Annotated in this window: 13 protein-coding genes and 3 pseudogenes; 11 read left to right on the forward strand and 5 right to left on the reverse strand. The window is 68.5% G+C overall.

The genetic code is table 11. From position 1 onward, the window contains the following. Positions 1-413 (reverse strand): hypothetical protein (locus tag BIV24_RS11985; protein ID WP_071366240.1); only part of this gene is annotated, 413 nt, incomplete at its 3' end. Between the two features lie 765 nt (positions 414-1,178). Here BIV24_RS11985 and BIV24_RS11990 point away from each other — a divergent pair. From BIV24_RS11990 to BIV24_RS12005, 4 genes and pseudogenes are all read left to right on the forward strand, one after another. Beyond that, positions 1,179-1,498 (forward strand): annotated as a pseudogene (locus BIV24_RS11990) (DEAD/DEAH box helicase family protein); the annotation flags it as partial. A gap of 245 nt (positions 1,499-1,743) precedes the next feature. Next, entirely contained in the window at positions 1,744-2,304 is a 561-nt protein-coding gene (locus BIV24_RS11995; RefSeq protein WP_218149304.1) for a hypothetical protein, read from the forward strand. A gap of 409 nt (positions 2,305-2,713) precedes the next feature. Further along, positions 2,714-2,959: pseudogene (locus BIV24_RS33195) on the forward strand (transposase); the annotation flags it as partial. 142 nt (positions 2,960-3,101) lie between these two features. Continuing rightward, positions 3,102-3,584 (forward strand): nuclear transport factor 2 family protein, encoded by a 483-nt coding sequence (locus BIV24_RS12005; RefSeq protein ID WP_071366244.1) that lies wholly within the window; start codon positions 3,102-3,104, stop codon positions 3,582-3,584. A gap of 228 nt (positions 3,585-3,812) precedes the next feature. On the opposite strand, the gene BIV24_RS12010 is transcribed toward BIV24_RS12005, so the two are convergent. Continuing rightward, the gene (locus BIV24_RS12010; protein WP_071366245.1) at positions 3,813-5,297 is read right to left on the reverse strand and encodes an alpha/beta hydrolase; all 1,485 of its coding nucleotides are present in this window, start codon (positions 5,295-5,297) and stop codon (positions 3,813-3,815) included. A gap of 137 nt (positions 5,298-5,434) precedes the next feature. Between BIV24_RS12010 and BIV24_RS12015 the strand changes: the two genes are divergently transcribed. The 3 genes from BIV24_RS12015 (at position 5,435) to BIV24_RS12025 (ending at position 8,603) form a co-directional block, all read left to right on the forward strand. Then, positions 5,435-6,121: a replication-relaxation family protein gene (locus BIV24_RS12015; RefSeq protein ID WP_281247732.1), complete on the forward strand. Its 687-nt coding sequence runs from the start codon at positions 5,435-5,437 to the stop codon at positions 6,119-6,121. 261 nt (positions 6,122-6,382) lie between these two features. Continuing rightward, positions 6,383-6,802 carry an effector-associated constant component EACC1 gene (locus BIV24_RS12020; protein WP_071366246.1) on the forward strand — a complete coding sequence of 140 codons (420 nt, stop codon included), beginning with the start codon at positions 6,383-6,385 and terminating at the stop codon, positions 6,800-6,802. Further along, the gene (locus BIV24_RS12025; protein ID WP_177198692.1) at positions 6,795-8,603 is read left to right on the forward strand and encodes a caspase family protein; all 1,809 of its coding nucleotides are present in this window, start codon (positions 6,795-6,797) and stop codon (positions 8,601-8,603) included. The genes BIV24_RS12020 and BIV24_RS12025 overlap by 8 nt, the downstream gene beginning before the upstream one ends. Positions 8,604-9,072: 469 nt before the next feature. On the opposite strand, the pseudogene BIV24_RS35275 reads toward BIV24_RS12025, so the two are convergent. From BIV24_RS35275 to BIV24_RS36430, 3 genes and pseudogenes are all read right to left on the reverse strand, one after another. Next, positions 9,073-9,333, reverse strand: a pseudogene (locus BIV24_RS35275) (IS3 family transposase); the annotation flags it as partial. Between the two features lie 122 nt (positions 9,334-9,455). Beyond that, entirely contained in the window at positions 9,456-13,271 is a 3,816-nt protein-coding gene (locus tag BIV24_RS12035) for a S8 family peptidase (RefSeq protein WP_143064600.1), read from the reverse strand. Positions 13,272-13,501: 230 nt separating this feature from the next. Further along, positions 13,502-13,756, reverse strand: a complete 255-nt coding sequence (locus BIV24_RS36430) for an IS3 family transposase (RefSeq protein WP_079168204.1) — start codon at positions 13,754-13,756, stop codon at positions 13,502-13,504. A 557-nt stretch (positions 13,757-14,313) separates the two neighbouring features. Here BIV24_RS36430 and BIV24_RS12040 point away from each other — a divergent pair. The 4 genes from BIV24_RS12040 (at position 14,314) to BIV24_RS12055 (ending at position 19,731) form a co-directional block, all read left to right on the forward strand. Continuing rightward, positions 14,314-16,530 (forward strand): M4 family metallopeptidase, encoded by a 2,217-nt coding sequence (locus tag BIV24_RS12040; protein ID WP_177198699.1) that lies wholly within the window; start codon positions 14,314-14,316, stop codon positions 16,528-16,530. A 201-nt stretch (positions 16,531-16,731) separates the two neighbouring features. Continuing rightward, the gene (locus BIV24_RS12045) at positions 16,732-17,034 is read left to right on the forward strand and encodes a class II fructose-bisphosphate aldolase (protein WP_071366250.1); all 303 of its coding nucleotides are present in this window, start codon (positions 16,732-16,734) and stop codon (positions 17,032-17,034) included. A 178-nt stretch (positions 17,035-17,212) separates the two neighbouring features. Then, positions 17,213-18,658 (forward strand): Gfo/Idh/MocA family protein, encoded by a 1,446-nt coding sequence (locus BIV24_RS12050; RefSeq protein ID WP_071366251.1) that lies wholly within the window; start codon positions 17,213-17,215, stop codon positions 18,656-18,658. Positions 18,659-18,735: 77 nt separating this feature from the next. Continuing rightward, the gene (locus BIV24_RS12055; RefSeq protein ID WP_079168205.1) at positions 18,736-19,731 is read left to right on the forward strand and encodes an NEW3 domain-containing protein; all 996 of its coding nucleotides are present in this window, start codon (positions 18,736-18,738) and stop codon (positions 19,729-19,731) included. Positions 19,732-19,773: the final 42 nt, after the last annotated feature.

The following is a 19,773-nucleotide window of genomic DNA, read 5'->3' on the forward strand; positions in this document are numbered from 1 at the left end:
ACTCCAGAACCACCGTTAACTTTACAGACCCCGGCTTCGGGGTCAAGGTCACCAGCCCACAGTGAGTGCATGGACCATACGGCGAATCCGGCATGAAAGTCATGGCCGATGTCTGAAGGCGTGCTCGTGTATCCCCGGGCATGAAGATCCGCGACGACGTCATCGAGGAAGCGATAGGTCAATTGAACGCCGTCGTAGTGCGCTTCGGTAGCACCGCCTTCACCGCTATAGCTGATCTCAACGAGTTCGACCGTCTCGTCCGCCGCGTAGGTGATCACCAGCATGGGTGTGGTGGTGTAGACGGCCCGCTGTCCGCCCGGGCCGTGATGTGGCGGACCAATGCGCTCTTCGACCTGCGAACGCGGGTCGCCGATCTTGACCGTGTCGACGCCGAGTCCCGGAGTGATCTCCATGCCGGCCATCCTGCCCGAGGGACGAGGCGCCTGGGATTTGCGGGTTGAGGCAGGCGAGCAGCCCCTCGGCTGCCTGCCTGGGCAAGGTCTGCGGACCCGGCTTGACGTGGATAAAGCCGTCGTTCCTGTGGATGATGTACCCAGGGGTATTGCATGTTGACGAGGTGTCCGGTTTGTAGTGAGCTTGCCGGGCAGTCCGTCAGCTCAGCGAGGCCGCCGGACAGTTGAGGAGGTCCCGGACAGCAGTACAGGCACGGCGCCCCAGAATCATGTGGTTGTCGAGACCTAAGATCACCGAGCGAGACTGTGCCTGCCCCTGCATCCCCTCCCGTCCCCGCCTCACTGAGCCGACTGCTCCACGCCACCAGCGGCGAAGCCGCCGAGATCCCCGGCCTGCGGCGCTTCCCGGCCGCAGTGCCCGATCCGCGCCGATCGCGCGGACGCCGCTACCGGGGTTTCCGCATCGGGGCGAACCCGAGTGCGGTGTCCGCGGCCGCTAGACGACGCATGGCCGGATGGGGCCTATCCACTCACCGGCTGGCGTGCCCATTCCTTTTGCAGGTGGTGTTGCGTTCACACGCCCGCACACCACGGAGCAGCGGCGGGTCTCACCGTGCCCCGCAGCTGCGCCGTCCTGGGACGTAGGTATAGCCCTGCAGCTCGCGCCGCGCGAATGCGTCGATCCGGAACGGCTCCGGAGCGGCCTATTGCCCGCACGCGGCCGTCTGAAAGACCACTGGAATTAGGCATCGGGGAGGTAAGGAAATGTCAGCAATTCAACTCAAGGAACACCAGGTCGACCAGAAGTCGAGTTTCCGTAAGTGGGTGGGATTCCTTGCAAGGTCATCTGTGCCCCTCAGGGCGCCCGGGGCACGATCGTGTCCGCGACCGGATCGGGGAAGACGATCACCGCTGCCGCGTGCGCGCTGGAGTGTTTCCCGAGCGGCTGGATCCTCGTGACCGTCCCGACCCTGGGCCTGCTCGCGCAGACCGCCCAGGCGTGGCGCCTGATGGGCCACCGGACCCCGATGGTCGCGGTGTGCTCGCTGGAGAACGACCCGGTGCTGACCGAGCTGGGGGTGCGGTGGCTTCTTGGCTGCCGCACGCCGGGAGGGCTCCGGCGCAAACGGCCGTTGATCAGAGGGCGTTGAGCCGGGAAAATGGCGGGTCGGTGGCGCGGTGGGCGTGTCTGCACAAGAGGACTCAAGGGGCAGCGACAATGACAAGGGCTCGTGGCACGGTTTCGGTCTTGGTCGTGGGTATCGCTCTTCTGTCGTCGGCGTGCAGCGGTGGTGATGACGACACGAAGGCAGCTCCGTCCCCGTCCGCCGTGGCCACTCCTGCCTCCGCTACCCCCACGGTCGCGGCACACCCCGCCGCGACCGACGCTTACGACCTGCAGGCGTACTGCTACAAGGGCGGCCCCGCCACGCTACTGACGGGCCAGCCGGCGTACCAGGGCAAGGGGCCGCACCCCGTGCTGATCGCCACCACGAGCCCGACGCCCTTGAGGGCCACCCAGGCCCCGCTCCCGTCGCCGGGCGAGACGGCGACCGCCCCGGCCCCCGATACGTACCACCCCGATCCGGCGAAGGCACAACTCGTGGCCTGCGTCTCCAACGCGGGCAAGGGCAAGCTGGTGACGACCTGCCGCTACAACCACGACTACGTCCGCTACTTCAGGCAGGGCCGGTACGACGTCACGGTGTACGAGGCGAAGACCGGCCGCAGGCTCGGCACCACGAAGGTGATGGGGGACGACCAGTACGAGTGCCTGCCCCAGGTGACGTTCTTCGACGGTGAGCCCCAGTCGAAGACGGAGTGGCTGTCCGCGTCCCTCCCGGCGTTCCGCAAGGCCCTGGCCCCGTGGGTGAACGCAGCGAAGTCGTAGGCGCGCATCCCTGGTGAGGGTGGCCAGGGCGTAACGAGCTTGGGACCGTACGCAGCACGGCCGGTTTCCCCGGGGTCGGGCAGAGCTGGCTGGGGAGGCCGTGGGCGCTGTCACGCTGGCTGGCAGGGTGACAGCGCCTGAGGAACGGCGTGCTGGTGCTCTTGCGGCACAGGCTGCCTTCGGGAAACGGCAGGGGGAGGAAGCGGATGAACTGCGAGCGGAGGTCTGGCTGCCCGTCGCGCCCAGTCGGCTGATCCGGGTGGTGGCCGGCCGGGCGGGGCTGCGCCCCTCTGTAGCCGTCGGCGCCTGCGTGCCGCCCGGGCCCGTCCTCGCCCAGGGGCGCCCAACACAAGGGCGCATTCGGCGTCGTCGCCTTGTGCACCGCACCGGTCAGGTCTTGTCGGTCAGGGTGGCCACCCTGCTGCGGACCATCTTCGAACAACCCGACACCGACGCCGTGAAAGCCCGGATGCGGCACGTTCTGGACGCATTGGAGGCCAAGTTCCCCAAAGCTGCAGCCCACTTGGACGCCGCCCAGCACGACCGGCTGGCTTTCACCGCCTTTCCCCGCGAGATCTGGCGGCAGATCTGGTCGAACAACCCGCAGGAACGGCTGAACAAGGAGATCCGCCGCCGCACCGACGTGGTCGATCTTCACGTAGAGTGCGGCGATGGGGGTCTCCAAGTCATGCGTCACAACCGGAACTTGGAGGCCCTCGTCTCGTCCTCACGTCCGAACTCCGGTCCATCACTCGGACGAGTTCGTCCACACGCTGACTGAACGGAGTCCCACCGTCATGCCGGACATCACCTCGGCCAACCTCAGTCCCCGCGACGTCCTGACCCGCTACCACCGGGCGATGCTCGACAAGTCTGCAGACGATCTGGCTGATCTGTACACTGCCGACGCCGTGCACGAGTTCCCGTTTCTCGGCTTTCCGGGCATGCCCGAGCGCTACCAGGGACGCGAAGAAATCCGTGCGGGCTATCGAGCGGCCTGGGGTGCGAGCCCAGCGCAGCCGCAGAAGATCCACGACGTCTTCGTCCACGAGAGCATCGACCCGGAAGTGATCACCGTCGAGCAGGTCGTCGTTGGGACCGTGACTACGACCGGCCAGGCGTTCAGCTTCCCCGGTCTCTTGGTGCTCCGGGTCCGCAACGGCCTGATCGTGCACGTCCGGGACTACATGGATGGCCTCCGCGTCGCCCACACTATGGACCGACTGGCTGCCGTAGTCGCCAGCCTCGGTGCCAGCCGGACAGAGGCGCAGAAGCCCTGACGTGCCCTGCTCGTGCACAGATGGCGCACAGCGCACTTCAGTCCGCCTTCGGACTTGATCGTCTGGCACCGTCGCCTGGTACGCCATGCTCGCGTCCCAGCTGGCGAAGATCAGATGGTATTCGGCGGCCAGGGCGTCGTAGAAGTCCCGCACCAAGCTTGCTGACGTGGCCGCCACGTTGGGGCGCGTCGCATCGGCGCCGGCGTTCCAGGAGGACTTTCGCCCGCGTCAGGACGGCACGGCGGGGCAGCTGGTGCCCCGTGGTGGGACTGCCAGGTCGGTGAGGTAGCTGTCCACGGCGTCCTCCATGCACGGGCCGCTGGTGACGCTGCCGTGACCCTGGCCCTCGTAGGTGAGGAGCACGCCGCTGCGGCCGAGCTGCCGGGCCACCGAGACCGCCCATGGGTAGCCGGTGGCGGGGTCGTGCAGCGCGTTGGACACCAGGATCGGCGGGGCACCGTGTGCGTCCAGGTGGTGCTGCGGGTTGGCGGTCGGCGAGCCCAGACACGCCGCTGCCACGTGGATCGGCAGCAGGTAAGGCAGGTCAGGCGCGGTCATGTTCATCATGGCGACGAGCCAGGCGTACTCCTGGTAGTCGCGCACTGGCAGGTGCCAGTCCGAGCAGAAGACCGGGGTGGCCGGATGCAGCGGCGATATCGAAGTGGGCGACGCAGGCAGCGGCTTGCTCGCCTCCATCCCCGCGATCGCCGTGGCCAGGCCCGCGTAGTCGACCTCGTAGAACTTCTTGAACGCGGTCTTGTTGACCAGGTCCGAAGACGACAGCGAGGTGCCCGGCTTCGCCGGGTTCTCCAGTTCACCGCGCCCGGCCCGGGCCAACAGGCCCTGCCAGACGGCGCGGACGTCGCGGGCGTGCAGCGCGCAGTCCGCGGCACCGTCGCACCACTTCACGAACTCCTGGAATGAATCCTCTGCCGTGGCCGCCTCGGACCGCAGGAAGTCACCGGTGGTCGGGACGCTGTGGTCCATGACGCTCTCCAGCACCATCGCGCGCACCCGGCGCGGGTAGGTCTCGGCGTACTGCGCCCCGAGCAGCGTGCCGTACGAGCTGCCGTGGAAGGTCAGTTTCCGCTCGCCGAGGGCGGCCCGGAGGGCGTCCAAGTCCCGGACCGTCTGGGCGGTGTCAAGGTGGTCGAACACCGGGCCGGTACGGGCCCGGCAGTCGGCACGGAGCCGCCTGTTGTACGCCGCGGTGGCGTCGAAGTCCGCCTGGTTCTTCAGCTCCGGTGACGGCCGCTCGGCAAGCAGGTCGCCAGAGCAGGCCACCGGGTTGCTGCCGCCCACACCGCGCGGGTCGAAGCTGACGATGTCGAACCTGCGGCGGACCTCGGGGCTGAACCGGCTGATACGGCGCACCACCATCTCCACACCCGAGTCGCCCGGCCCGCCGGGGCCGAACACCATCGAGCCGACGCGTGCGCCGGGGTCGGTGGCCTTGCGACGGGCCACAGCCAGGTCGAGTCTCGGCCCGTCCGGGTGGGCCCAGTCGACCGGCACCGCAAGAGTGGCGCACTCGGCTCCCGGCTTTGCCGGGTCGTCACACGGTGCCCACCGCAGGGCCCCGGTGGCAGACGGCGACGCGTGGACCGCGGGAGCGGCGGCAAGGCCGGTGATGACGGCCATGGCGGCTCCCACGGCCATGGCCGTGCCCCGCGAGGCGATGCGCCGCAGTGCGGATCTTCCCCTTAACGGCATGGATCCTCCTCGTGAAGAGAGTGGTTGTGTCAGGCGTGCGGACCCGGCCGGGGCACCGTCGTCACGTTAGGTGCACTGTCGCTCGTGTGGTGCCCCCGTCAGGGGCTTTTCCGGGTCGGGTCGGGGACCGCTCAGGGGTGATCGGGGCGCAGGGCGAAGAACGGTCAGGGTCGGGTCAGGGGAAGGGCTCCGTCGTAGACTCGGTCGGCCCGTGCCGGCTGAAAGCCGGCCACACGCCGACCGTGACCGAGACCGCGCTCGCCTTCCTCAAGGACGCCCGCCGCCACGGCGAGCTGCGCCGGCCGCTGGACTGGATCCCCGAGGCCCACCACCCGACCGGAAGCGGCGAGGCCGTCACCCCCGACGCCCTCCTGTACTACCGGCGCGGCCCCGCCGACAGCGACAACGGGTCGATGCTGCGGGCGTTCGTGGAAGTCGACAGCGCCACCATGGGCCCCGAACGCCTCACCGCCAAGCCGACCGCGTACGAACGCCTGTTCCGCCACGTGCCCGCGGTCCCAGAGCGCCGGCCAACCCTCCAGGAACCGGCGCTGGAGGAGTGGCGGCGGCGCTACCCACTCTTCCCCCGCATCCTGTTCACCCTGGACGGCACCGGACCCGCCGGTGTCGACAACCGGATCAGCGCCCTGCGCGCGGGAACCGGACTGCTGGCGCCGCCCCGCTTCCTCCACGACGTCCCCGTCCTCGCGGCACCGCTGGCCGACCCGCTCCACCACGGCCCCTCCGCACCCGTACGGCGCGCCGTCCACGACCCCGACCAGCAAGTCCCCTGGACCGGCTCCGGGCACTGCTCGCCAGGCTAGGGCAGCGCGCCGTGCTCGGTCTGACCGAGGAGCAGAGCGAGCAGCACTTCGCCGACGCAGCATGCGCCCTGGCCACCTCCCGAGTGCTCGGGCCGGCATGACTGCGCCGCACGACCGCGGACGTTGCTGAACTGGGCTCTGATGGTCGGGTGTCCGCTCCGGTCTGGTGCCTTGGGCCGGCGCCGGGCGGTAGGGGGCTGCCTGGTGGCGCCCGCCTCGTGTACAAACGGCATGAGACCGGAAGACGGGGAGGGCGGAACCATGCCGGAGGTTCACTTACAGGCTCGGAGCGACCGCTTCGACGAAGATGACGAGCGTTGGCGGAGCCAAGTACTTCTCCTGCATATGGCACTTGAAGAGGCTGCGGGTCCTTTGGAGCGCCGCTCCGAGCCGGTCCCGGGAGCCAAGGGAGCACTCTCCGATGTGGTTCTCCACCTCACCGGCCCTGGGATCGTCGCGGGCGTCGTGGCAGGGCTCAACGCATGGCTCAAGCGCGATCGAGGGCGCAGTGTGCATCTCACCTGGACCGTGGACGGCCGCCGCGGCGAGTTCATCGTAACCACCAACACCAGTGACAACGAGACCCTGCGCAGTGCGCTGGAGCACGGCCTGCGCGCGGCAGCGGGCGATGCCACGACCGTCGACGAGCTAGCCGACCCGAACGGTGCACCGGGTGACTGAGTCAGGGAGGGCGTACCGGGCGCTCCTGATCGGCAATTCCGAGTTCCCTGGCGACCCGGACAATCTGCGGCCCCTGCTAGGGCCACCGACGGATGTGCCGATGCTGGCCGCCGCGTTGACAGACCCCGACACCGGCCTGCACCGGGTCGACACCGTGCGAACAGTCCTGGAGGAGACCGCGCAGCGTATCGAGGAGGAACTGACGGATTTTTTCGAGAGTGCGCTGCCGCAAGAGCAGCTGTTCCTCTACTACAGCGGGCACGGCCGCCTCGACCTCCGCAATAGATTGCGCCTGTGCGCGCGCGACACCACGCTCGGACGGCTTCGGGCGCGTTCCGTGGGACTCAGGTTCATCGACGAGCTGATCGACGACTGCGCGGCACGGTCGATCGTTGTCGTTCTGGACTGCTGCTTCAGTGGAGCCGCTGCTGTGAAGGGTTCGGACCCCGCAGCCCAACTGGCCGGGCACGGCCGGTTCGTGATGACTAGCTCCAGCCATGCGGACACCTCCGCCGACGCCGAGGAGCCGGGCGTGGCCAGCCCCTTTACCCGCCATCTCGTCGTTGGGCTGAGATCCGGTGCCCTTGGCCGGGACGGTTATGTGACGGCGTATGACGTTTACCGGTACGCCTATGGTCGGCTCCGGGCCTCCGGACAGATTCCGCACATGAAGACAGAAGCTGGGGTTGGCGCTATCCCCCTTGCGCGACGCCCGCCGCGGGCGGCCGAGCCAGGGAGGGCGGACCGTACTGTCCGCGTCGCTGCAGACGACGCCGTTCCCCTCGACGTGCGCCCCCTCTTTACCGCCCCTGACGGACACCGGACACGGCTGGCCACGTATACCGACTTCAGCGGTGTCCTGTATGTCAGCTTGCGCGTGGACCACGTCGGCCTGCCCTACCCCGCTGTGGTGACCCACCGCGACGAGATCTCCGCGGCGGGCAAGGGCACACCCGTCACGGCCGAGTTGTACACACGTGGAGACGTCTCCTGGCACGGTGCCCATGTCCGCACAAAGGGCCGCAAGGTGGCGGACCTGCGCGCCGACACCTCGGGGGGCGCCGTGTCGTTCGTCCTGCCCGACAACACGGGCACCGTGGAGTGGCAGGAGGCGCAGGTGGGCGCCTTCCGCCAGGCCACGTCCCAAGGCCTCTGGCCGGGTACGCCTCTCGCGAAGAGCCCGGCCATCGACGAGTACACAGCCGACAGCGGCTACCGGCGCCTCAGGAAGGCTGCCTGGTGGCTCTTGCTGTGGCTGTCGGTCCTCGTCCTCGCAGCGGTGGCGGAGGTCGAGGACGCCTTGACTGGTCCCACATGGTATGAGGACGTAGGCCGAGGAGTCTGCAGCGTGGCGATCCTCTTCTCCCCGGTGCTAGCGCTGCTTCGGATCAAGAACGCCTGGAGGTTTCTGAGGGTACGCAGCATGCTGCGAAGCTCCGGGCTGTACGCCATCCCGATGGTGATGACGACCGGGCTGGTGAAGGAGGACGTCGCAGGCGGCATCAGCGGTGCGGTCGAGGTGAAGAGACCATGGGTGTGGCTGCGGTACGAAACCTCGCTCTTGAACCGGCCTGTGCAAAGCGAACTCAGGGACATCCCACCGGAGGAGGAATGGGCTGACTGGTTTTCAATCGGCGTACTCCTCCAGTCCTTCCACTGGCGGGACATTGCTGAGCGGTGTGATGCGTCGGACAGGTCGGGAATTGAACACGTCCAGGTCATCGGTACCCCAAGGCCCGGGCGCTGGGTAGTCATCCGCACCGAGAACGGCATGCTCTGGCCGCGCGCCAAGGCCCAGTGAGTTCCTCCTGATCTTGCGCGTACGACGGGCGCTGCCCGTGCTCCGCACCGTCACGTCTTGGACGGTAGAGAGCCCCCGGCATGCCGCTCTCCGAAAGATCGCAAGAGCTCGACAACGACAGCTACAGGCCGTAACGAACGTGCACCGGTCCTCGCATTTGCGCATTCACCTCGCATCCTCAGCCGACATTGCGCATCGACTCGCGGATCCTAGACACGCCCACCCGAGCCGGGCGGACACCTCCTCCATAAAGTGCAGGGTGTACAGCCCAGACTCAACCGGCCGTCGCAACAGCGACTGCTTGGACTGATAGCAGGTGCTCGTTCAGGGTTTCGGCGGGTGTCTTCCAGTCGAGGGTTTTCCGGGGCCTGTTGTTGAGTGCGAGAGCTACGGCGGAGAGCTCGTCGGCGTCGTCCTCGACGCCCCGTCGCCCACCGGCGGTCTTCGCGGCGGGGCTCCGCATCACGCGCGCGATCCGCTTGTGGTTGACCTGCTCGCCGTCATCGCGGAGCTCGGCGGTGATCCTGGGGACGTCGTAGGTGCCGTCCGAGTCGCGGTGCACGGCCCGTATCCGGGCGGCAAGCCGGGCGTCGGCCGCCTGCCGGGTGGCTCGGTCGGCGGCCGTTCGGCGCCAGTAGTAGAAGCTGGAGCGGGCGATGCCGAGGATGGTGCACAACCGCTTCACGCCGTAATGGCGCTGGTGGTCGGCGACGAACTGGAAGCGGTTCACCAGCGCGTCTCCCCCGGCGAAAACCTTCGCCGCCTTCCGCAGGATCTCGCGTTCCTCTTCAAGTTCACGAAGGGCGCCGCACGGGAGTTCCCGTGCGGCGCCTCCGCTGTGGGCAAGGCGTGTTACTTCAGCGCGTACGCCCGGGTGACGGTCTGGACCGTGCGGTTGCCCGCCTTGTCCCAGACCTCGGCCTTGATGCTGACGTAGCCGTTGGAGTCGGACAGTTCAGCATTGGTGAACCGGGCCTTGAACGAGGTGTCGTCGGTGCGGTCGACGTCGACGTTCTTCCAGGTGGCGCCGTCGTCGTAGCTGACAGAGAACTTCGCCCCGGCCATCCGGCTGTCGCCGGCGAAGCCCTGGGCACGGGAGGCGTCCACGGTGACCGTGAAGGGTTTGCCCGCGGCCACCTCGTTGAGCAGGGAGGCCTTCATCCGGTAGTCGAGCTGGATGACGGGCAGTGTCTCGCAGGCGGTCGCCTGGGGGATGACCGCCTTGCAGTCGGGTGCCTCCATCGACTTCGGCGCCTCGGACGTGAAGCCGTACTCGGTGACGACCTTGCCGCCGAGCTTCACCGTGCTGTCGGCATGGGTGTCGGTGGAGACAAAGGTGTAGTCGGCCTTCTCCGGCACGAAGATCCTGGAGGTGTCGCTGATCTGCTCACCCTTGCGGTAGTACGCCCAGGTCCGACTCACACCGTAGTAAGTCGAGTGCGTCGGGTCGCTGTCACCGCCGAGAGCCGGCGAGAAGAGGGTGCCTATGTCGGAACGGCAGAACGAGCAGGCGTAGTCGGGTTCGACGGACGGATGCTGCACGGGCGCCCACCAGTGCGCGGCGACCGAGGTCCCGGGCCGGTAGCTGCGCGCCGACTCGAGCATGACCATTGACCCGCCGCTGCCGGAGGAAGTGACCCGGGCCCGGTAGGTGACGTCCGGACGGGCCAGCATGTAGTCGTCACGTTCGGTGCCCAGCTGGAGACTACGCGAGAACCGTCCCGGGTACCAGGGGGCCGGACCCTGGGAACTCACAGCGTAAAAGCCTATCTTTTCGGTGCCGTTGCTGTGGAACGAGTTACGGACCTTGGCGTAGTCGTCCTTCTTGCTGGGGGTCGACAGGTTCGCCGGGATACCGGTGTTCCAGTCGTAGTGGCCCGTGTACTGGTAGTGCGACTCCTTGATGCTCCGGACGTCGATCGTGGTCCGGCCGGCCGCGACATCGGCAGTGAGCCTGCGGCCTTCGTCGTAGTTGACGCCGAAGTACGGCACGTTCACCCCGTCGACGTACACGCTGAGGGTTTCGTCGACGCTGGGGGCGAGGACGATCGCGGCGGCGCCGGCCGCCTCCACGCGCTGGACCGGCGGGTTGTTGCCGAAGAAATTGTCCAGGTGCAGAAGGGCCGCCTTGCCCTTGAGGTCGAGTCCCGCCAGATCCTCCGCGGTTCCGGCGCCGACGTCCACGAGGTCATAGCGGCCGCGGCCGTCGAACCGGTTGAAATACTCGGAGGGGATGGGCGTCAGTGCACGCGACTCCGGCCTGGTCACCGATGCCCGGATCAGCGGCTCGCGGCGTGACTGGTAGAAGGAGGCCCACAGCTCGCCGTCACCCTTCTTCGGTGCCTCGACCGGGATGGCGCCCGCGTGCTCCTCACTGATGGCCACGTTCACCAGGCCGAAGCCCTGCAGCGAGCTCTTGTCCCCCTCCATCGGGCGGGCGAGGGCATACGCGTAGTCCGCGGTCTCCAGGGGCCGCTTCTCGTCGCGCACGTCCAGCTTGAAGTCGGTCGCTGTGGTGCCGTCGACGGTCAGCTCGGCGTCATGGGAGGTGAGGTCGATCGTCGGAAGAGCGAAGAGATCGCTGGCGTAGTTCGTGAACTTGTCCCCGCTGCTCTGGGTTTCCACCGCACCCATCATGCTGTAACGCTCCGCGGGCAGGCGCAGTTCGGCCTTCCCAGTGTCGAAGCCGAGCCCGAACTTGAAACTGCCGGTGCTCATCCCCTTGAGGCTGTAGCGGAAACCGCTCGGCGTCTGGCCCTTGCGGTCCTTGAAATGGATGGTGAGCTTGTGCTTCTCGGGCTCCTTGTCCAGGCCGATGGCCGTGTGGGCGGTGGCGCCCGTCGAGCTGGTCAGGGTGAGGGTGCCGTTGGTCAGGCCGGTTGGGGCGAGGTTCGGGTCGAGGGTGACGGTGATCTCGGTGCTGGCGCCGGCAGCCACCTCGACCGGCCCCGGGACGGTGACAGCGCCCTGCGGGATGTTCCCGCCGATTGCGGGGGTCACGGTGGTGACGGTGTCCGTGGAGTTGGTGACGGTGACGGTACGGGTTTCCTTCTCGTACGTCCCCGGCTGCCACTCGACCAGCCCGAAGTCGGCCGTACCCGACAGTTCCAGCGCCGGATCGAGCGCGGCGGGCACATCCACCCGGCCGTTGCCCTGCTGGTAGACGGAGTAGTCGCTGCTGGGCTTGGCGTGCGTGACGAGTGCCGCCTTGATGCGCCGGCCGGTCCAGTCCGGGTGGCGCTGGGCCAGCAGGGCGGCAGCGCCCGCGACATGCGGAGCCGCCATCGACGTACCGGAGGCCGCTGTGTAGTTCGCGTCGACGGGCGTGCCCATGGAGGTGCCCGCGGCGCGGGCCGCGACGATGCCGACGCCGGGCGCGGTGATCTCGGGCTTGATCGCGCTGTCGCCGACGCGCGGGCCACGGCTGGAGAATCCGGCGAGGACATCGGACTTGTCGACCCCGCCCACGGTGAGGGCGGAATCGGCCGTGCCGGGACTCTCGATGGTGCTCGCTCGGGGGCCGGTGTTGCCGGCGGAGATGACGAACAGGGTGCCGGTGGTCGCCGACAGCCGGTCCACCGCCTGCGTCATCGGGTCTTGGGGAGTGTTCGTGGTGCCGCCGAGGCTCATACTCACCACATCGGCGCCCTGGGCCGCGGCCCACTCCATGCCGTTCATGATCCACGAAAACTGACCGCTGCCCTCGTCTGCGAGCACCTTGCCCACCAAGAGGTCGGCGCCGGGCGCCACGCCCTTGTACTTGCCGCCCGAGTTGGCGCCGCTGCCCACGATGGTGGAGGCGACATGGGTGCCGTGGCCGTGTCCGTCCTGGACCGTGGCGGCGCCGTCCACAAAGCTCCGAGTGGCTGTCAGCCGCCCCTTGATGTCGGCGTTGTTGAGGTCCACGCCGGTGTCGAGGACGGCGACCTTGACGCCCTTGCCGTCCACGCCCTTCGCCCAGGCCTCGGGAGCGCCGATCTGCGGCACGCTCTGGTCGAGGGACGCCCGGACCTTCCCGTCGTACCAGAGGCGGGAGACCTTCGACACGCTCGGGGCGGTGACCATCCTGCCGTGCCGGGGCCGCTCGGACACAGGCTTGACGGACCGCCAGAACTCTCCGGCATGCTTCTTGTCGACCTTCACGCCCGCCATGTCGACGGTCTCCAGCAGCGCACCCCGATGGGCGTCGGGCAAGTCGTCGACGCGCGCCTTGAGCGTGGCGTCCGACGGCTTGTCCGCATAACCGACGATCACCGGCAGACTGCCACTGCGGGAGTCGGCGTAACCGTCCCTGATGAGCCGGGTGACATTGAACAGCTCGCGGTCGACCGCGTCGGAGGCGATCGCGCCCATCGCATCCGCGGGGATCACATACAGGGCCCCGTCCGGCCCGGACATCGTCTCGAAGTGCTTGCTCGCGCTGCGGGCGTCGGCGAAGTGCACCGACTGTCTGCCGGTGGCGTCCTTGACGACTTCGACGGTGTCGCCGGTGACCAGGGTGACCCGGGTCGTGACGGCCCCCCCGGCGGGGGCCGCGGGCTGCACCAGGCCCGTGTTCTGCTCCGAAGCCCCGGCGGCACCTGCCAGGCCGGGCAGCGCGGCGACAGCGGCCAGCACCACCCCCGTTGCCAGAAGTCGTCTGTACCGGGTTGCTCTTGGGTTGTCCACGTGCTCCCCTTCACTCCTTTTGCGGACTGAAGCCGACTGCCCCACAAAGACGACAGACGCGTCGCGGGAGAGGCGGTCGGCTGTGCCGGGCCAGGGTCTACGGAGATCGCTTCCCGGAGAAAGACGTCGGCGCTGTCCGAATCCGGCGTGGCAGGACCCTGACAAATACCTCCAGGCGTGCACGCATCCTTGTCAAGGCCGGACGTGACCGTCTCTCACCCGATGAAACGTCACCGGGCACGCGGATCAACCAACTTGGTTCGGCCGTGCCTGACCGCCGCCGGCTCGACGGTGCACCGCGCAACCCGGACGCCTTCGCGCCGCAGCTGGCGGTGGATGCGCCAGGCCCCATACGTCTCGCCGGATTCGGCGTGGAGGCGGCGGATGTGCTCTATGAGCTGTTCGTCGCGCCGGTGCCTGGCGGACTTGGGTCGTCTGCGGCGTGCGTTGTATGCCGAAACCGACAGGTCCAGTTCCCGCCACACCGGCTCGACCCCGAAGTCGTCGCGAAGGTTGTTGCTACAACACGAAACGCCGTCACAGCGCGGCCGGCGGGAAGCCGCCCCTCGAGTTCGAACAGATCATCCAGGAAGTGCGAGCCCGGACCGATCAAGAAGGCCGAGCCGCAACACCAACGTCTCTACGCAACCAGGGGATTGACAGCTCACCAGCTTCCACGAAGGTGTCACCGACTACATCGACGCGGACGTGTACCCGCCGCGTGGTCCGCTGGACCACAGATCGATCAACGACGGATTCCGGTCAAGTTGGCGACGCGTACATGACGGGTCTCTGTCAACGCTGGCACGCTTCTGTCCAGTCGCTGCAGAGCACCCTTGCAAACGTACGCGCACCACACGATGCGGCGATCACGTCGGACACCGTCCGACCCACTCGCACCTCCAGCTCTACCGGGCGGCAACACCCCCGCCTGCCCGGCTGCCTCCCGCCGGTACACACCCGGCCGCCGCACAAGGAGTTCCGTGTGAATCGATCCCCCCGAAAGGCCGTCGCCGCGAGCGCGTTGATAGCCGGCGCCGCGATGATCGCGGCCGCGCTGCCGTCCAGCGTCGCCACCGCCGACACCATGAGCCAGGCCCCGGCCAAGGCCCAGGCTCGCGCCGGCGCACTGCCGGTGCAGTTGTCGCCGTCGCAGCGTGGCAAGTTGCTGGCCGCGGCGAACGCGTCCCGGGCGGTGACCGCCAGGTCGCTGCACCTGAGATCGCAGGAGGCGCTGATCGTCAAGTCCGTCCTGAAGGACGCGGACGGCAGCCTGCACACCCGCTACGAGCGGACCTTCGCCGGACTGCCGGTCCTGGGCGGCGACCTGGTCGTCCACACCGCCGCGAACGGCTCCACCAAGGGCGTCACCAAGGCCACCAACGCGACCATCACCGTCGCCTCCACCACCGCCGCCAAGAGCGCCGGCTCCGCGAAGACCTTCGCGCTGGGCCGCGCCAAGGCCAAGGGCGTCGCGAAGGCGACGGCCGGCACCGCCCGCAAGGTCGTCTGGGCCGCGTCCGGCACCCCGACCCTGGCCTGGGAGACGGTGGTCGGCGGCACCCAGGCCGACGGCACCCCCTCCGAGCTGCACGTCATCACCGACGCCAAGTCCGGCAAGAAGCTGTTCGAGTACCAGGGCATCGAGACCGGCGTCGGCAACAGCAAGTACTCCGGCCAGGTCACCATCGGCACCACACCGGCCGACGGCAGCTACTCGATGACCGACGGCACCCGCGGCGGCCACAAGACCTACGACCTCAACCACGGCAGCTCCGGCACCGGCACGCTGTTCACCGACCCGGACGACACCTGGGGCGACGGCACCACCGACGACCCGCAGACCGCCGCCGTGGACGCCGCCTACGGCGCCCAGCTCACCTGGGACTACTACAAGGACGTCCACGGCCGCAACGGCATCAAGAACGACGGCGTCGGCGCCTACTCACGCGTCCACTACGGCAACGCCTACGCCAACGCGTTCTGGTCCGACTCCTGCTTCTGCATGACCTACGGCGACGGCTCCGGCAACACCAGGCCGCTCACCTCCATCGACGTCGGCGCCCACGAGATGACCCACGGCGTCACCTCCAACACCGCGGGCCTGATCTACCGCGGCGAGTCCGGCGGCCTCAACGAGGCCACCTCCGACATCATGGCCACCGCCGTGGAGTTCTGGGCCGACAACGCTTCCGACCCCGGCGACTACCTCGTCGGCGAGAAGATCGACATCCGCGGCAACGGCACCCCGCTGCGCTACATGGACAAGCCCTCCAAGGACGGAAGGTCCGCCGACGCCTGGTACCCCGGTATCGACTCCCTCGACGTCCACTACTCCTCCGGCCCGGCCAACCACTGGTTCTACCTGGCCTCCGAGGGCAGCGGCGCCAAGACCGTCAACGGCGTGGACTACGACTCCGCGACCTCCGACGGCCTGCCGGTCACCGCGATCGGCCGGGACGCCGCCGCCAAGATCTGGTACAGGGCCCTCACCACCTATATGACCTCGTCCACCGACTACGCCGGTGCCCGCACCGCCACCCTCCAGGCCGCCGCCGACCTGTACGGGCTGGGCAGCAACACCTACATCAACGCCGCCAACGCCTGGGCCGCCATCAACGTCGGCCCGCGCGTCGTCGACGGCATCATGCTGACCAACCCCGGCCCCCAGACCAGCGGGGTCGACACCGCCGCCAGCTTCCAGGTCCAGGCCACCGGCTTCAACCCCGGTGCCCTCACCTACTTCGCCACCGGCCTCCCCGCCGGCCTGACCATCAACCGCACCACCGGCCTCATCACCGGCACCGCCACTACGGTGGGCACCAGCGACGTCACCGTCACCGTCAGAGGCTCCAAGCACGGCCTCAGCACGGCGACCTTCACCTGGTACGTCGCCAAGGGCGTCTTCGAGAACACCACCGACGTGTCGATCCCGGACGGGGGCAAGGGCGTCCCAGGCCCCCACGTCTTCTCGGACATCGACGTCACCGGGCTCTCGGGCCAGGCGCCGAGCGACCTCAGGGTGGACGTGGACATCAAGCACACCTACCGCGGTGACCTGGTCATCGACCTGGTCGCTCCCGACGGCACGCTGTACCCGCTGAGGAAGTGGGACTGGCGCGACTCGGGCGCCAACCTCCGTGCCACCTACACGGTGGACGCCTCCAGCCAGGTCGCCAACGGCACCTGGCGGCTCCGGGTCCAGGACCAGGAGCGCTTCGACACGGGCTACATCGACAGCTGGAGGCTCGTCTTCTAAGAGCGTCCGACAGCAGGCGCGCACCGGCGGTCAGAAGCTGCCCCCGGATGAAGAGCAGGCGCGAGCCGCGGTGATCACGGAGTTCTCCAAGCTCAGCGATCACCGGAAGGCTCGTGCCTGTCCTGCTGTCAGCTTGACGCTTAAGAGGGCGTTTACTCAGGTACGTCGCGGAAAGCAGCTTTCGCTACCACTGTGCTTGGGATGCCGAGCCGGGACGCCGTCCTCTGCTTCGAGCTCATCGCGCGGCTGCGGGCTGCCGTCAACGTGCCGCTGGTCCTCCACGGCTCCCCCGGTGTCGCAGACAACGACCTTGCGAAGGCCGTTGCCTCGGGCATTACGATGGTCAACATCTCGACCGATCTGAACAAGATCTTCACCAGGACGGTGCGCGAGCGTCTCGGCGCGTCCCCCGAGGTCGGCGACCCGCGCAAGTACCTCGGCCCGGCCCGCGCGGCCGTCCAGGCAGAGGTGGCCCGGCTGCTCGGAGTGCTCGCCGGCAGCTGAGGTCCCATCCTTCACCGCGGCCCGCCCCGCCGTGCACGCAGATGCAGCGGGATTCAGGCCGCGGTGTTCATTTCTGAGCGCAAGAAGCATTTTGCAAACATCTATTGACACGCAGATGTCATGCCCATCACAGTCGTTCCGCCAGTCATGCCGACCATGCCGAATCTGGAGTCCCGTCATGTCTGAAGTCCCCGCAGTCTCGCGGCGTTCGGTTCTCGCAGGGGCGGTGGCCTCGGGCGCGCTCGCCGTCGGCCTCGGAACCGTCGCGTCCGCCCCCGCGCTTGCCGCGCCCGGCGCTGCCGAAACGGTCACGACCTCCGAGCGCCGCCGCCTCGCAGGCCAGACGTCCATGATCAATGTGCCGTACGAGGAGCACCGGACCGTCCGGGTCGCCACCATCGGCCTCGGCAACCGCGGCAGAGGCATGACCCAGGGCTGGTCCATCGTGCCCGGCTGTCAGGTCACCGCCGTGTGCGACATCCGCGCGGACCGCGCCAAGCGCGTCGCGGACGACCTGGCCAAGGCGGGCAAGCCGCGCCCCGCCGAGTTCGGCGGCTCCGCCGACTCGTACGCCGAGATGCTCAAGCGGGACGACATCGACCTCGTCTACATCGCCACGCCCTGGGAGTTCCACTACAAGCAGGGCAAGGCCGCGCTGCTGGCCGGCAAGCATGTCATCGTCGAACTTCCCATCGCCACCCAGCTCGACGAGCTGTGGGACCTGGTCGACACCTGCGAGCGGACCCGACGGCACCTGATGCTCGCCGAGAACTGCTCGTACGGCCGCAACGAGCTGGCCATGCTCAAGATGGCGCACGACGGCGTCTTCGGTGACGTCACGAACGGCCACGGCGGCTACCTGCACGACCTGCGCGCGCTGCTGTTCTCGGACACGTACTACACGGACTCCTGGCGTCGCCTGTGGCACACCCGCAGCACCGCCTCCTTCTACCCGATGCACGGTCTCGCCCCGGTCGCCGCGGCGATGGACATCAACCGCGGCGACCGGATGACCACGCTGCGCGCCACCGCGACCGCCCCGAAGGGCCTCGCCGACTACCGCGAGCGCTTCGTCCCCAAGGGCCACCCGTCGTGGAACGAGACCTATATCAACGGCGACCTCGTCACCTGCATGATCGAGACCGCGAACGGCCGGACGATCCGCGCCGAGCACAACGTGAGCGAACCCCGGCCGTACAGCCGGATCAACAGCATCGCGGGCAGCCGCGGCATCTTCGAGGACTACGCCGGAAACTCCTCCACCGGCGCCCGGATCTACTTCGAGCCCGACCACGGCGACGACGCCTGGCGGGACTTCGAGTCGTACCTCAAGGAGTTCGACCACTGGCTCTGGAAGAAGATCGGCGACGACGCCGCGAACAACGGCGGCCACGGTGGCATGGACTACGTCCTGCAGTGGCGCACCGTGCATCTGATGCGCGCCGGCCTCGTGCCCGACATCGACGTGTACGACTCGGCGGCCTGGTGCGCGCCGGTGCCGCTGAGCGTCATGTCCCTGGAGCACAAGGGCAAGCCTGTGGAGATCCCGGACTTCACCCGCGGTGCGTGGGTGAACCTCCGTCTCGGCCTCGATTCGCGCATGACGGAGATGCCGCCCGTGTGACTGCGGCCCACGTCCGGTCCTGTCCCCTGAGCCCTGGGCGAGCACTGCCCGAACCGTGAGAGAAGGAGCGAGCATTCATGTCCGTACATGTGACCGCAGCCCGAAGAGCTGTGGCGGCCCTGGCGGTGGCGGCGGCGGCGTTCACCGCCGCCCCCGCGGCAGCCGCGCAGGACCCGGCCGCGTCCGAGGCGCGCACCCAGGTGACGATTGCCCCCCTCGACCTGAACGGCCCTGCCATCTCGGAGGTGAAGGTCACCGTCACCAACGCGGGACCCGAGCGCCTGAGCCGGCTCAATGTCACTCTCAACGGCCCCGCCGGCTGGGCCGTGCAGCCCGCGGTGCGCAGCGTCGACGGGTCGTACCAGCCAGGTGCCGCGGCCACGGCGGAGTTCCGGATCCAGGTGCCCGAACAGCGCGCGGGCTTCACCATGCGCACGTTCACGGCCACCGCCACCTACAAGGGAGGCGACGGCCAGGGCACCGCCACCGGCACGCGGGTCGAGCGCTCCGGCGCCGCGCTGGCCCGCCTCTCCGACGCGTACAACAAGGTCGCGATCACCGACGAGAACGACACCAAGGCCGGTGAATTCGACGGCGAGGGCAACAGCTTCTCCGCGCAGAAGCTCGCCGCGGTCGGGCTGACGCCCGGAGCGTCCGTCAACGCCCTCGGCGCCCAGCTGACCTGGCCCGCCGCGGCCCCCGGCACCAAGAACAGCGTGTCGAGCACCGGACAGGCCGTGAAGCTCGCCGGAAAGGGCAGCAAGCTGGTCTTCCTCGGCTCCGGAGTCGGCTTCGGGGCCACCGGCACGGCGACGGTGATCTACACCGACGGGTCGAGCACCGCCGGGTCGATCGGCTTCCCCAACTGGTCGTTCCAGGAGCCGACGGCACACGGCGCGACGCTCGTGAAGTCGACGGACGGCCGCAACCGTCCCGATGGCTACGGCAACGCCGGCATCGACTACCGGGTCTTCGCGCACTCCATCGCCCTGGACCCGGCCAAGCAGGTCGAACTCGTGGTACTCCCGGCCAATGCCGCCATCCACCTCTTCGACATCGCGTTGGCCCCGTAACACCCCGCGGAAACCACGTGCGCCGGCCGGCGGAGGACACAT

The sequence above is a fragment of the Streptomyces colonosanans genome (genome assembly GCF_001866645.1).
Lineage (GTDB): Bacteria > Actinomycetota > Actinomycetes > Streptomycetales > Streptomycetaceae > Streptomyces > Streptomyces colonosanans.